The 12,897-nt window shown below is 39.7% G+C and carries 13 protein-coding genes and 1 other RNA gene; 6 read left to right on the top strand and 8 right to left on the bottom strand.

Annotated features, from left to right (window positions below; translation table 11 throughout):
• Genes KO513_RS19480 through KO513_RS19470 form a run of 3 tightly spaced genes read right to left on the bottom strand, consistent with a single transcriptional unit; the run spans position 1 to position 958 of the window.
• Complete coding sequence (locus KO513_RS19480) at positions 1–309, bottom strand: CCC motif membrane protein (protein ID WP_215914817.1); 309 nt, start codon at positions 307–309, stop codon at positions 1–3.
• A 4-nt stretch (positions 310–313) separates the two neighbouring features.
• Positions 314–643, bottom strand: a complete 330-nt coding sequence (locus tag KO513_RS19475) for a CCC motif membrane protein (RefSeq protein ID WP_215441704.1) — start codon at positions 641–643, stop codon at positions 314–316.
• Between the two features lie 3 nt (positions 644–646).
• Entirely contained in the window at positions 647–958 is a 312-nt protein-coding gene (locus KO513_RS19470) for a DUF2752 domain-containing protein (protein ID WP_215914816.1), read from the bottom strand.
• Positions 959–1,020: 62 nt separating this feature from the next.
• Between KO513_RS19470 and KO513_RS19465 the strand changes: the two genes are divergently transcribed.
• The gene (locus KO513_RS19465) at positions 1,021–1,566 is read left to right on the top strand and encodes a Smr/MutS family protein (RefSeq protein WP_215914815.1); all 546 of its coding nucleotides are present in this window, start codon (positions 1,021–1,023) and stop codon (positions 1,564–1,566) included.
• On the opposite strand, the gene KO513_RS19460 is transcribed toward KO513_RS19465, so the two are convergent.
• A complete protein-coding gene (locus KO513_RS19460) occupies positions 1,563–2,576 on the bottom strand; it encodes a hypothetical protein (RefSeq protein ID WP_215914814.1) in 1,014 nt (337 codons plus the stop codon). The genes KO513_RS19465 and KO513_RS19460 overlap by 4 nt on opposite strands.
• A 102-nt stretch (positions 2,577–2,678) precedes the next feature.
• Between KO513_RS19460 and KO513_RS19455 the strand changes: the two genes are divergently transcribed.
• Entirely contained in the window at positions 2,679–3,827 is a 1,149-nt protein-coding gene (locus tag KO513_RS19455) for a cysteine desulfurase family protein (protein ID WP_215914813.1), read from the top strand.
• A gap of 27 nt (positions 3,828–3,854) precedes the next feature.
• Here KO513_RS19455 and KO513_RS19450 read toward each other — a convergent pair whose 3' ends face one another.
• From KO513_RS19450 to KO513_RS19440, 3 genes are read right to left on the bottom strand one after another with little or no spacing between them, the layout of a single operon-like run.
• Complete coding sequence (locus KO513_RS19450) at positions 3,855–4,508, bottom strand: hypothetical protein (protein WP_215914812.1); 654 nt, start codon at positions 4,506–4,508, stop codon at positions 3,855–3,857.
• A gap of 11 nt (positions 4,509–4,519) precedes the next feature.
• Positions 4,520–6,988, bottom strand: coding sequence for a TonB-dependent receptor (locus tag KO513_RS19445; protein ID WP_371735987.1), 2,469 nt, complete (start codon positions 6,986–6,988; stop codon positions 4,520–4,522).
• 7 nt (positions 6,989–6,995) lie between these two features.
• Positions 6,996–8,687: a M23 family metallopeptidase gene (locus KO513_RS19440; protein WP_215914811.1), complete on the bottom strand. Its 1,692-nt coding sequence runs from the start codon at positions 8,685–8,687 to the stop codon at positions 6,996–6,998.
• A gap of 193 nt (positions 8,688–8,880) precedes the next feature.
• Between KO513_RS19440 and KO513_RS19435 the strand changes: the two genes are divergently transcribed.
• The 4 genes from KO513_RS19435 (at position 8,881) to rny (ending at position 11,338) form a co-directional block, all read left to right on the top strand.
• Positions 8,881–9,171 carry a hypothetical protein gene (locus KO513_RS19435; RefSeq protein ID WP_215441690.1) on the top strand — a complete coding sequence of 97 codons (291 nt, stop codon included), beginning with the start codon at positions 8,881–8,883 and terminating at the stop codon, positions 9,169–9,171.
• Between the two features lie 15 nt (positions 9,172–9,186).
• Positions 9,187–9,483: a cell division protein ZapA gene (locus KO513_RS19430; RefSeq protein WP_215441688.1), complete on the top strand. Its 297-nt coding sequence runs from the start codon at positions 9,187–9,189 to the stop codon at positions 9,481–9,483.
• 55 nt (positions 9,484–9,538) lie between these two features.
• A non-coding RNA gene (ssrS, locus tag KO513_RS19425) (6S RNA) lies at positions 9,539–9,649 on the top strand.
• Positions 9,650–9,769: 120 nt separating this feature from the next.
• A complete protein-coding gene (gene rny, locus KO513_RS19420; protein ID WP_215914810.1) occupies positions 9,770–11,338 on the top strand; it encodes a ribonuclease Y in 1,569 nt (522 codons plus the stop codon).
• Between the two features lie 67 nt (positions 11,339–11,405).
• Here the strand turns inward: rny and KO513_RS19415 are convergent, their stop codons facing one another.
• Entirely contained in the window at positions 11,406–12,887 is a 1,482-nt protein-coding gene (locus tag KO513_RS19415) for a sulfatase-like hydrolase/transferase (RefSeq protein WP_215914809.1), read from the bottom strand.
• Between the last annotated feature and the right edge of the window lie 10 nt (positions 12,888–12,897).

Here is a 12,897-nt window from a genome sequence, read left to right as displayed (position 1 = left end):
TTAAAAATCACCTCCAGAAGCTGCGGAAACAAGTATAGCGGCTATAGCTCCAAAATAAATGATGCTGATCAGCAAGTAAACGGCTGCTAGGGCCAAGCCTACATAGGACAGCGTTTTTCCCGTTTTAACATTTTCAATACCTGTATATTCGCCATTACTTTGGTCAAAAGTGCGTTGCGCAGTTTTAGCGTGCGATAAACCAATAAAGCTGAAAATAGCACCAAAGGGGCCACAACAAAGCAGGGTCAATACAATTGAAAGAATTCCAAAGGTTAGGGCGTTACTCGCTCCCGGTAAGGGTTGTTGCATAGTTTTATCCTAAAAGTTCTTCCATTTTTTCACGCATCATTTCTGGGTCTTGCATTTCATCAAATCCAAAGAAAGCAATCATGCCAATAGTCATCAATAAATAAAGAACACTTAGCACTATACCTATAATAGCAAGTATTTTTCCGGTTTTTACATTTCCGTAATCTGTGTAGTTTTCAGGGTTTTCTAAATATACGGCAGTTGCTTTTTTGGCCAAGACCAATGCTACTATACCAAATATAAGACCAAGAATACCATAACAACAGCAAGTAACTATTGAAAGGATTCCAAATACAAGAATTAGCGTGGCGTTGGGTAGTTTGTGTTGTTCCATTTTTTAGTGGGTTAGGTGAGTCATTTTTAGAATATAGTTAACTAATATAATAGTACCGCTCAGTATTCCGAGGGTCATTTTTATATACGTGTCATAACGAAACTTGGTAAATTGACTTGCAATTGAAAACAATACAAGTGGTATAAGAGTGAAAATTGCCGGATACATATCAAAGGCAGCACCAAAATCTCCTTTTAAAAAAAGAACAATAGAACGCTGAAGCCCACAACCTGGACAATCAATACCAAAAAGCTTTTTGTTTAAGCATGGTAGCATAAAGTCTTCAAGAACCAAAAGAAACGTGGCTAACTGCATTTTTACCGTTTAGCAATTCTATCAGGAAAATTACCATTATTTTTGTGGATACAAAATAAATTATGGCCGTTTTTCAAATAGGGGACAAGGTAGAGACCATAGATGATGTTATCTCGGGCAAGGTTACAAAGGTTTCCGGCGGAAGTATAACTATAGAGACCAATGACGGATTTGAGCTTGATTTTGAGGCCAATGAACTGGTTCAGGTAGATACCGGAGATATACGTGTTAGCAATTTCGAAATCAACCAAGTAAAGGTGCAAAAGGAACTTCCAAAGAAAAGAAAGTCCCAAGGTCTAAAGCCAAAGGAGCGCAACGCGCCAAAAATGGAAGTGGACCTTCATATTCATCAATTAACAAGGTCTAGCAAAGGTATGAGCAATCATGAAATGCTCAACTTACAATTAGACACGGCAAGACGTCAACTGGAATTTGCTATGCGCAAGCGCATTCAAAAAGTAGTGTTTATTCATGGGGTTGGCGAGGGCGTGCTCAAAGAAGAACTTTATTACCTTTTTAGACGCTATGATAATGTAAAATATTATGATGCGGATTATCAGAAATACGGACTTGGCGCCACTGAAATCTACATATACCAAAATAGCTAGTTCCCCACGGTAGTATAGGTTCCTAGAACAAAGTTGTCAAGAGCTGTAAGTGTTACATCGGCAACATCATCACCATTCCCTTTTAATACAAGTACGGTGGCATCTAAGGAAATTGTGTGCGTATAAGTAATTGCTCCCGCACCATCAGGTTCCCCGGCTACTGTTTCAACATTTATGGCTCCTCCAGAGGAAACAAAATTATGACTAATGATTTCTTCCGAAAGGGGAGAGGAAGTACAGACCATTTCATCGGCTACAATAGTATCCAGTACCGTATAGTTAAATTCACCATTTTCTAATGTAGAGGTCCTAGGTTCGTCTACCATAGTGACTTCATTTGCTAAAGCCGATAAAGGAATATCAAGAGAAACAAATTCATCATTTATGATTTTGTACAATCTAAGACTACCATCTACAATAGCACTTTCACATTCTGAAAAATCAGTTATAGACTCATAGTTGGAAAAAGGAACCTCAAGTTTAAAACTGGTAGGTGTGGAGGTCTTAAAAGTACCATAGGTTAATGTAGAGGCATCCGTAATACTTTCATTTTGGTCATTGGTCAAGGCCAAGCCATTTATGAGAATAGTGTGCGAATAAGTTTTTACATCTTTAGAAACGGCGGTTACTTTAGTGTTTACGGCTATATTTCCTGCGGTTGCCGTATTTTCACTAATTACCGTAGGTTCCAATACAGGAATGGTAGAGCAAAAATAATCGGACGAAACGTCATCGGAAAAAAGTCGGTAAACCAAACTAGAAGAACCTCCTATGGTACTGGTTAGCGTACCTTCCGTAGAGCTTTCGTTAAGCAATAGTCCGCTTTCCAATTCTAACAAAAATGCTTCGTCTCCATCAATCTTAAAGAAAAAAGTAGTGTTCAGAGGGTCATCTTCATCGCCGCAAGAGGAAAGAGCAACGGAGTCAAAATCCACACGTTCAATTTGTAGGTCACCATCGTCGCAAGCAGATAAAATGGCCAATAGACCTAAAAGTAGCATTTTTTTCATGTGTCAAATTTAAAGGAAATAAAGGACAAGTTTATTCTGAATTAGGGAGAAATTAACTTTAATTCCGCTAATTTTGGAGGCTCTTAATTGAATTTTTTGGTAATGGAAAAGGTTTATTTGGATAATGCGGCCACTACGCAAGTACGTGATAATGTTATTGTAAAGATGCAGGAGGCACTTGCTAATTTTTACGGTAACCCATCATCTACGCATAGTTTTGGACGTTCTGCAAAAACTGCTGTAGAGAGTGCTAGAAAAACCATAGCTAAATATATGAACGCCCATCCGGCAGAGATTATTTTTACTTCCGGTGGTACTGAGGCGGATAATATGATTTTGCGTTGTGCCGTACGCGATTTAGGGGTGGAGACTATCATTACTTCTAAAATTGAACATCATGCCGTTCTCCATACAGTTGAGGATTTGGCAAATGAAAAGGGTGTAAATGTGGCGTATGTTGATTTGGACGCTTACGGGAACCCTGAACTTTCTCATTTGGAAAAGTTGTTAACACAAGATGATTCCAAAAAATTGGTGAGTTTAATGCATGTTAATAACGAAATAGGTAATAAGATCGATATTGCAAAGGTCTGTACGTTATGTCATGCCCATGGGGCCCTTTTTCACTCGGATACGGTACAGTCTATTGGGCATTATGCTTGGGACGTTAAAGAAGTACCTGCTGATTTTCTAACTGCGGCAGCGCATAAATTTCATGGTCCAAAGGGAATAGGTTTCGCTTATATAAAAAGAAATTCAGGATTAAAACCATTCATATCCGGTGGGTCTCAGGAACGTGGTTTTAGAGCCGGAACGGAATCTTTCCATAATATTGTTGGATTGGAAATGGCCTTTACGGAAGCCTATGATAATTTAGAAGAAGAGACAGCTTATGTTAGCGAACTAAAGTCTTATTTTATTGATAGGATGAAAAAGGAAATTCCCGGAGCCAAGTTTAACGGGCATTCTGGAACTATGGATAAAAGCACGTTTACATTGGTGAACGTTTGTTTACCCATTGATTCGCAAAAAGCGTTAATGCTCTTATTTCATTTGGATATAAAAGGAATAGCTTGTTCCAAAGGAAGCGCATGCCAATCCGGTAGCGATTTGGGATCCCATGTTCTAACGGAAATTTTATCGGAGGAAGATCTTAAAAAACCTTCGGTGCGGTTTTCTTTTTCAAAGTATAACACCAAAGAGGAGCTGGAATACACCATTCAGGCATTAAAGGAGTTTGTAGAAAAATAAAACTCCCTTTAAAGAGTGTTTTCAGTTTTACTTTTGTTTCCTGTATTTTCGTTTTTCGCGGTCGTAAGGAAACTTACGTGCCGCCAGTTTCATCATGCGGTCAATAAGGTCCGTTGTGTTCTTTCCCGACTTTTTATTGATTTTCTTTTCGTATTTCCAAAGAAGTTTTCCACTGGTACCATCACTTATTTTTACACCTATTCGTCCGTAATTGGCATCGCCGGAAAAGTAATCCATAAAGCTGAACTCGGTAGGTATGCCTTTGGATAGAAGTACGTTTAAATCCATGTTTCCACTTATAATACCATCTACTCCCAGAATTTCACTCAACTGTTTGGTCGTGTAGACATCAATATTATTGTAGTCAATTTTATTCTGGGCCAATATGGCGTTGGTGTTTTTCACATCTTGAAAATCTACCGAAAATTTCTTCTTCTTTTTCCTTTTTGAAAAATAGGTTTCAAGGGCGTTTTGCACCGCATAGCCTTCTTTTTGTTCAAGATCGTTCAATTCTTCTTTTGAAATATCGTCCTTAAGTTCAAGATTAGCTAAAAAAGGAATAATTGCCAACACTTCGTGGGAATCGCTCAGGGCATCAAATTTATCACTTTCGTAAATATTCTTTTGTGCGTTAGCTAAAACGGATGTTAGTAAGAGTGCGGCAAAAAAAATCTTCTTCATTAGTTAGTTTTCTAAAAGCGCATGCGTAGCCTAAGGTTGAACACACGGCTTGTCATGAAATTGGGAACGGCAAATTGTTGCTTGCTATCAACATCCCTCACCCACGTATTTGTTATTGAATTTTGATTGTTGAACAGATTAAATATCTCAAATCCTGCACTTAGCTCTTTAAATCTGTGAAGCCAGTGGTTTTTGGGATAGGTTCTGTTTCCGCCAACAAAAATATGCGAAATTCCTAAATCCGCCCGTTTATAATCGGGTAATCTGTTATTGTAATTATATGGGTCGGCATAATTCGGGGAACCGCCGGGTACTCCCGTATTATAAACTAGGTTCAGATACATTTTAAAATTGGGGAATTCAGGTATGTAATCTTGAAAAAGAATACCAAATTTTAACCTTTGGTCAGAAGGTCTAGCTATGTACCCACGGTTGTTGCTATTTTCTTCGGTCTTTAGATATCCAACACTTACCCAGGATTCCGTACCCGGCACGAATGCTCCGTTTAGCCTTAAATCAAGTCCCTGTGCATAAGCTTTGGCATTGTTATTGGCTACGTAGCGTATACGTACATCCTCTAAAGTGTAGGTGTTTACATGGTTCAATCTTTTATAGTAGACTTCGCTCATTAAGGTAAATGGGCGTTCCCAGAGGTTAAATGAGTATTCGTTTCCAAAAACAAAATGAATGGATTCTTGAGCCTTTACATTGGGGTTTACCGTTCCGTTACGGTCTCTTAATTCCCTATAGAACGGAGGTTGGAGGTAGAGGCCGCCGGAAAGACGAAAAACCATATCGCTTTTCCAATTGGGTTTAAAGGAAAGTTTTCCGCGAGGGCTTATAACCGCTTGTGATACGGATTTGCTGTTTTTGTCATTAATGGACCAATAATGGGCACGTAGCCCAAGATTGTAATAAAAATCATGTACTCCCACGTTCATGCGGTTGCTGAATTGTAGGTAACCTGAAAATCTATCGATTTTTACAAAATTTCTTGCGTTTACTCCGTCATAGGCAACAAGAGGTGAATCAAAAGGTTCTTCGGGCTGATTATTGCTGAATTCAGTTAAGGGTGGCCGAACAAAAAAACCAACGGAATCAATAAATTCCGACTCGCGTAATTGGTCGCGAATGTCTTCGTGTGTATATTTTGCGCCCCATTCCAATACTTTGTTTTCTTTGGTGTGGCTTCCCTTGTGGGAGAGATTGAAAATTAGGGCATCCAATTCATTTCTGGCGCGGTTAAATTGGGTACCTATTCCGCGAAAGTTAGTTGCATTACCTAATGAGTTTCCGGAAAGGTCATTGTCTATATTCCCAAGGGTGTATTGGGCAATTACATCTGAATATTCTTCTTCGGTAGTGTGGTAAAGGGATGCAATGAGCTTCAAGACCGTATTGTCATTCAGGTAATAATTACCTTTTAACGCTCCTAAGACGGTATTGTAGCGATTGTTTTCTTCACCTTGATAATAGACTATCAAAGTTTTTGGTTCGGTTATAGTCCCAAAATTAGTTTGCCTGTTTAGAGGTTCGTTCTGGTAATCGTTTATGGAAATAGTTCCCAAAAAGTCCAAATGAAACTTTTTGGAGAACTTGTAGCTTGCATAGGTTTGGGCATCTGCAAAGGTTGGATTGAAATTGGTGTTGGTTTCTTGGCTATTGACCAATAAGCTATTGTTTCTATAACGAATACCACTTATAGTGCTTAGCTTTTTGGTTTTGGAAACAGTTTCTATAGATGCACTTGCTCCTAAAAAACTAAGGTCTAACTGTACACCGGTTTCCGAAGGCTTTTTATAGGTGATGTCCAAAACAGAGGAAAGTTTATCTCCATATTTGGCTTGGAACCCTCCCGAAGAAAAACGCACATTTTGTACCATATCACTATTTACAAAGCTCATTCCTTCTTGTTGTGCGGATCGAACCAAAAAAGGACGATAGACTTCAATCTCGTTTACATATACCAAGTTTTCATCATAATTGCCGCCTCTAACATTATACTGTGTACTTAGCTCGTTGCTAGAGGAAACACCTGGCAGCAATTTTAAAATATTCTCTACACCTGCATTGGCACCGGGTATATTCCTAACAATTTCAGGGCTGACGGTAGTAATGCCTTCCACTGTTTTTGTTCCTGTGGGGCTAACGGTAATTCCAGCAATTTGAATGGCATCTGTACTTAAAACCGGATTGAACTCAAAAATTTCGTTTGTGTTCAGAACCAAGTTTTTTAGTACGGCGTTTTTATGGCCTAAATGAGAAAAGGTAACGGTTATAACCCTATCTGCGGGAACCTGAAGGGTGTAAAATCCATTTGTATCGGAAGAGGTGCCAATTGTGCCAGAGGTAATGTTCACTTCTTTTAAAGGCTCGTTGGCACTGTTCATAACAAGGCCGGTAAGTGTAGCGGTCTGTGCACTCGTGTAAAGTGTAAAACCGAATATCAAAAAAAGAATAACAAGTTTAGAGCACTTCAAAAAGGTGTTATTTTCTGTAAAAAGTACTGGTCATGGTGTTAGTATTACCAACATTGTCCGTTACCGTAACTTCAAGTTTGCATTCTTTCTTGTCTAAGATAACATCATCAAAATTATAGGTAAGCGTAGCCGTTTTAGGCTCATACTCCATTAGGATCCATTCTCCGTTAATGGTAGCGGAATAGGTATCTATACCACTAAGGTCATCGGTAATACGAACACTAAGATAGTGGTAATTGTTCAGCCATTGTTTTTCCTTAAAATTCTTGGGCCTAATTTTTGGGGCTACGGTATCTTTTGCCAAAGTGTAGGTGCCCAAGTTCCTAGTGCGCGTTGTAAAAGTATTCCCTCGTTTATAGGTAGAAGCGTGAGACGGTCTCAATTTACTGTCAAGTCTTGCAATGAACATTTGCTTTCGCTCTGCTTCAGGATATTTAGAAACATCAAAAGTAATGGTAAAGTTACGGTGCGCAGGAACACTGGCGTTGTGTATCTTAACCGTGTCATCGTCTTTCTTTAAATCAATGTAGAAATTGTCGTAAAATGTGTTTGCCGGGAAATATACTTTGGCCGCACCTAAATCATAGTTATTAGGCTTTTTAGCAATGACATAATTTTCTGTCTTCTCTTCTTTTTTATCAACTTTTACAGGTTCTTTTTTGCCTTCAACAGGTATAATAGCCTTTGTTAAGTTGCCTTCAAAATCTTTTATCAACAGCTCTACTTTGTAGCTTAGTCCTTCACGAACATCAATTTTACCATCATTTTCTAATGTGTTGTAAATGCTAAGTTTGTTTCCGGGGGCCTTGTACAATAGTTGAATACGTTGGCGGTATTTGCTGTAGTGGTAATAATCAATAAGAGTATTTATGTATCTGGTTTCGCCAAAGGAGAAGGACTCCAGGTCGTAATCTGTGTAGACTTTTCCGTTTACCACTTGCTGAACGGAATATACGCCGTTGTGGTTGGCCGCAAGGTCTTGACGGTCGTAACCTACAAATCCAAGTCCTATGGTGCCAACGGCATAAATAGGGTCTGCCAGGAAAGTACCGTCTTTTTGCCTTTTAAAATTAAGGGGTGTTGTGTTTTTGTTTTGATTGATTTGAGCATCATCGGACAATGGGAAGCCATATAACTTCTGTAAAATTGGATTGGTAGCATCCCGAACATCAAAGCCGTAAAGCAAAGGGTTAGTGGGCTTTTCGGAAATACTGCTTCTAATTTCAAAATGAAGGTGGGGACCGGATGATCCTCCGGTATTTCCGCCGTAGGCGATAACTTCTCCCTTTTCAACTTTTATCTCGGAGTACCCGGGAAAATCCTCCACTTCGTATGATTTTTTCTTGTACTGCAGCTTCTTTATGAATTCTTGGATCTTGGGAGAAAATTTTTGAAGGTGTCCGTAAACGGATGTATAACCGTTGGGATGCGCTATGTAGAGCACTTTTCCATAACCCCAATGAGAGACTTTAATGCGGGTTACGCTTCCGTCGGCAATGGCGTAAATGGGCAGACCTTCACGTTGCTCGGTTTTAATATCTATACCCGAATGAAAATGGTTGGAGCGTAACTCACCAAACGTTCCCGCCAGGATCAAGGGGATATCAACAGGTGATCTAAAGGCATCTTGTGGGTATTTTTCTTGGGAGATGCCAACAGCGCTGATAAATGCAAAAAGGCCTGTAAAAAGTTTTCTCATAATTCTTTGGACAGAGATACGAAATTAGCCAAACGGTTTCAATTCTTGAAAATATAGAGCATCAAAAATGATATCTCTTATGTAACCAACGTTATTTAAAGGGTTAAAGTATTACTTGAAGAATAATTCAAAAAAGTATTGCTAAGTAGGGGCAGGTATGTTAACTTTGTGTAAAATGCATTGCGTTTGATTTATGAGTGAATTAGTCAAAGTCGTAGACTCTTTAGAGAATAAAATAAGCAAGCTTTTGCATAAGTTGGAGGTGCTTCACCAATCCAACACTAAATTGCAAGAGGAGCTTAACGCTCTAAAAGAGGACAAAGACAAAGTGTTGGATTCCGTTTCTATGTGGGAAGAGAAATACAACTCGTTGAAGCTCGCAAACTCAATGCTTGGCAGTAATACGAATAAAACAGAAGCTAAGCTTAAAATAAATACATTGATCAGGGAGTTGGACTATTGCATAGCGCAACTTTCGGAATAATGTTCAAACAATAACATGTCAGAAAAGCTAAAAATTAAGCTTTCCATAGCAGATAGGGTGTATCCTTTGACCATTGATCCAAGCCAAGAAGAAGGCTTGCGAAAGGCGGCGAAGAACATTGAGCAGTTGGCAAAAAAGTTTGAACAGAGTTACGCGGTGCGGGACAAACAAGATGTTTTGGCCATGTGTGCCTTACAATTTGCCTCTAAAATAGAGCAACGCGGTATTGATCAGTCCGAGGGAACCCTTAACGCAACCGAGCGTCTAAAAGCGCTAGATGAACTGGTGACCTCAAAGCTTGGATTAAAATAAATACGTTCTTTAAAATACATAAGTTACTGCCCACATTGGTAATACCTTTTGACAAACTCAACATTAATTTTGTTTAAAAAGGGTGAGTTTAGATTGTAAAAGCAGGCCCTACTCGTATAGGGATCCTTGATCAGTCTTGTAGCCCTAAACCTGTTTATTGGAGTTTGTACAAAACTTCTCTGATGTGGGCTTTTTTTATGGATTTGTTTGAGTAACTGCGGCGGTACAACTTTCTTATGTAGGGCTCTGGCCTCTCAAGCACGTTCAAACCTAAATTTATAGTTATATGGATAGTGCAACACTTATAATAGCCGCGATTGCCGGCCTTGCGATTGGATTTGCCATCGCAAAATTTTTGGAAAAGGGTAAAGCCTCTAAAACCCTTTCCAATGCCAAAAACGAGGCAAAGACCATAATTAGTGCCGCTAAGACGGAAGGTGAAAACATTAAGAAAGACAAAATTTTTCAAGCTAAAGAAAAGTTTTTAGAGTTAAAGGCCGAGCATGAAAAAGTAATCATTAACAAGGATAAGAAAATTGGTGAGGCCGAAAAGCGTACCCGTGATAAGGAGTCTCAGGTAAGTAACGAATTGGCGAAAAGCAAAAAACTTAACAGTCAGCTAGATGCTAAGTTAAAGGAGGTTTCGCATAAAGAGGAATTCCTTGAAAAGAAGCAGAGCGAACTGGAAAAGCTTCATAAGAACCAAGTACAGCAATTGGAAGTTATTTCCGGACTTTCCGCAGATGATGCAAAAGGGCAGTTGATGGAGTCCTTAAAGGAAACGGCAAAAACAGATGCCATGGCCTACATTCAAACTACTGTAGAAGAGGCAAAACTTACGGCCCAACAGGAGGCAAAGAAAATTGTTATCAACACCATACAGCGTATAGGAACGGAAGAGGCAGTAGAGAACTGTGTATCTGTTTTTAACTTGGAATCCGATGATGTTAAAGGTAGGATTATTGGTAGGGAAGGTAGAAACATACGTGCTTTGGAATCTGCTACGGGAGTAGAAATTATTGTTGATGATACTCCGGAAGCAATTATTCTTTCTTGCTTTGATTCGGTACGTCGTGAAGTAGCTAGGTTGTCTTTGCACAAGTTGGTAACGGATGGTAGAATTCACCCTGCACGTATTGAGGAAATCGTTAAGAAAACGGAGAAGCAGATAGAGCAAGAAATTGTTGAGGTAGGTAAACGTACCGTAATAGATTTGGGTATTCATGGATTGCACCCGGAATTGGTTCGTGCAGTTGGTAGAATGAAGTACCGTTCTTCTTACGGACAGAACCTGTTGCAGCACTCCAGAGAGGTTGCCAAGTTATGTGGCGTGATGGCCGCCGAACTAGGACTAAATCCAAAATTGGCAAAACGTGCCGGACTTTTACATGATATAGGTAAAGTTCCTAATACCGAGGCGGAGGTAGAAACCCCACATGCTATTTTAGGTATGCAATGGGCGGAGAAATATGGTGAAAAACCAGATGTTTGTAACGCTATTGGGGCTCACCATGATGAAATTGAGATGAAGACGCTTATATCGCCAATAGTTCAGGTTTGTGATGCCATTAGCGGCGCAAGACCTGGTGCACGTAGACAAGTATTGGATTCGTACATACAGCGTTTAAAGGACTTAGAGGAGATTGCTTTTGGTTTTGGAGGTGTTCAAAAAGCGTACGCCATTCAAGCGGGTAGAGAACTTAGGGTTATTGTTGAAAGTGAAAAAGTGAATGATGAAAAGGCGGCACAGTTGTCTTTTGAGATTTCACAGAAAATTCAAACGGATATGACATACCCAGGACAAGTGAAAGTAACTGTAATCAGGGAAACACGTTCCGTGAACGTAGCAAAATAACCACTGATAAGTATATAAAAAAAGAGCCGCATTATGCGGCTCTTTTCGTTTTTCTAAATGATAAGTCTTATTTCTCGTATGGAGATTCTACTAGCTTATCTACTTCAAACGTTTCATCGTATTGAGGCATACGGCCACTTTCCCATAGTTCTAGGTCTTTTTTGGAATACACCCACAATGGTTTTACAAAGGTATCTGTCCATGCTTTAGTCTTGGCTATCATTTCCTTTAAGCGTTCAGGATATCTACCGGATAGGTTCTTTTCTTCGCCTATGTCTTCGGTAACATTATGGAGTCTCCATGGTTCGTTGCCCATTCTCGTAATCTTCCAATCTCCTTGGCGCGCACCTACATCGTTATAACCTTCACGATAGCGTAACGAGTAAATCATCTCATCTTTGTACGGCTCCGTTTTGTTTATGACATGGTCTATAATGTTTTTACCGTCTAATTTTTTATCCTGTGGAATTTTTGCATTGGCCATGTGAGCAAAAGTAGGGTAGAAGTCCAATGCAGAAACAGGATGGTCAAATGTTTGGTTTTCTGCCAGTTTTTTTGGCCAATGGAAAAACATGGGTACACGATATCCGCCTTCCCAAGTATCTCCTTTTGTTCCTTTAAGCGGGTAGTTGTTGGCGCCATGATCAAAATTACCGCCGTTATCACTTAAAAATACAATAAGGGTATTGTCCAGTTGATTCGTTTCTTTTAGGGTTTTGACAATGGAACCAATGCCTCTGTCCACTGCATAGACCATTGCGGCGTAGGTTTGTCTGTCCTTATCCTCTATATGGGCAAACTTTGCCATATCCTCGGTCTTGGCCTGTAACGGAACATGTGGGGCGTTGTAGGCAAGATAAATGAAAAACGGCTGTTTTTTATTTGCTGCTGTTTTGATACTGTTATTTGCTTCCCTAGAAAAACCGTCGGTAATATACTCGGTTTCGTTTGCTGGTTTTCCGTTGTGTTCCATGGGGAAAACATAATCACGAATATTCTTGTTACCGGCTTTTACCTGTTCTGTATAGGTTTTCATGTATGTTTTTGGAAAGTAGTCATGCCCTCCACCTAAAAAGCCATAGAAATTATCAAAACCTCTTTTGTTAGGGTGAAATTTTGGAGCTGAACCTAAATGCCATTTACCTATGGCACTGGTATAATAACCTGCCTGTTGAAGCACTTTGGACATATAGATTTCCTCTAACGGAACCCCCATATTGTCTTCGTCTTTGTCACTACTATTGTGGAACAGGTTATAAGGTGTGCCGGTAAGATGTGGGTAACGACCTGTTAGTAATGCGGAACGGCTAGGACCACAAAACGGGTGTGCCACATAGGCCGATGAAAAAATTACTCCTGCCTTGGCCAGTTTGTCCATTTCAGGTGTTACAATATCCGTAGAACCGTTAAAGCCAACATCGGCATAGCCAAGGTCGTCACAGAGAACAACAAGGATGTTGGGGCGAGTTTCTTGGGCATTGGCGCTGTTTACAAATATGGAGCAAACCATGAGCCACAATAGTTTGTGAAGTGTGAGATGAGTTTTCATTTGAAATGAT

The organism is Zobellia sp. B3R18 (genome assembly GCF_018860715.1).
Classification (GTDB): domain Bacteria; phylum Bacteroidota; class Bacteroidia; order Flavobacteriales; family Flavobacteriaceae; genus Zobellia; species Zobellia russellii.
This window is presented reverse-complemented; position numbering and strand designations above follow the sequence as displayed.

Bases quoted from the DNA above. Each gene is read 5' to 3' on its own strand.
- KO513_RS19480 (WP_215914817.1), bottom strand. From the start codon at position 309: ATGCAACAACCCTTACCGGGAGCGAGTAACGCCCTAACCTTTGGAATT.
- KO513_RS19475 (WP_215441704.1), bottom strand. From the start codon at position 643: ATGGAACAACACAAACTACCCAACGCCACGCTAATTCTTGTATTTGGA.
- KO513_RS19470 (WP_215914816.1), bottom strand. From the start codon at position 958: ATGCAGTTAGCCACGTTTCTTTTGGTTCTTGAAGACTTTATGCTACCA.
- KO513_RS19465 (WP_215914815.1), top strand. From the start codon at position 1,021: ATGGCCGTTTTTCAAATAGGGGACAAGGTAGAGACCATAGATGATGTT.
- KO513_RS19460 (WP_215914814.1), bottom strand. From the start codon at position 2,576: ATGAAAAAAATGCTACTTTTAGGTCTATTGGCCATTTTATCTGCTTGC.
- KO513_RS19455 (WP_215914813.1), top strand. From the start codon at position 2,679: ATGGAAAAGGTTTATTTGGATAATGCGGCCACTACGCAAGTACGTGAT.
- KO513_RS19450 (WP_215914812.1), bottom strand. From the start codon at position 4,508: ATGAAGAAGATTTTTTTTGCCGCACTCTTACTAACATCCGTTTTAGCT.
- KO513_RS19440 (WP_215914811.1), bottom strand. From the start codon at position 8,687: ATGAGAAAACTTTTTACAGGCCTTTTTGCATTTATCAGCGCTGTTGGC.
- KO513_RS19435 (WP_215441690.1), top strand. From the start codon at position 8,881: ATGAGTGAATTAGTCAAAGTCGTAGACTCTTTAGAGAATAAAATAAGC.
- KO513_RS19430 (WP_215441688.1), top strand. From the start codon at position 9,187: ATGTCAGAAAAGCTAAAAATTAAGCTTTCCATAGCAGATAGGGTGTAT.
- rny (WP_215914810.1), top strand. From the start codon at position 9,770: ATGGATAGTGCAACACTTATAATAGCCGCGATTGCCGGCCTTGCGATT.
- KO513_RS19415 (WP_215914809.1), bottom strand. From the start codon at position 12,887: ATGAAAACTCATCTCACACTTCACAAACTATTGTGGCTCATGGTTTGC.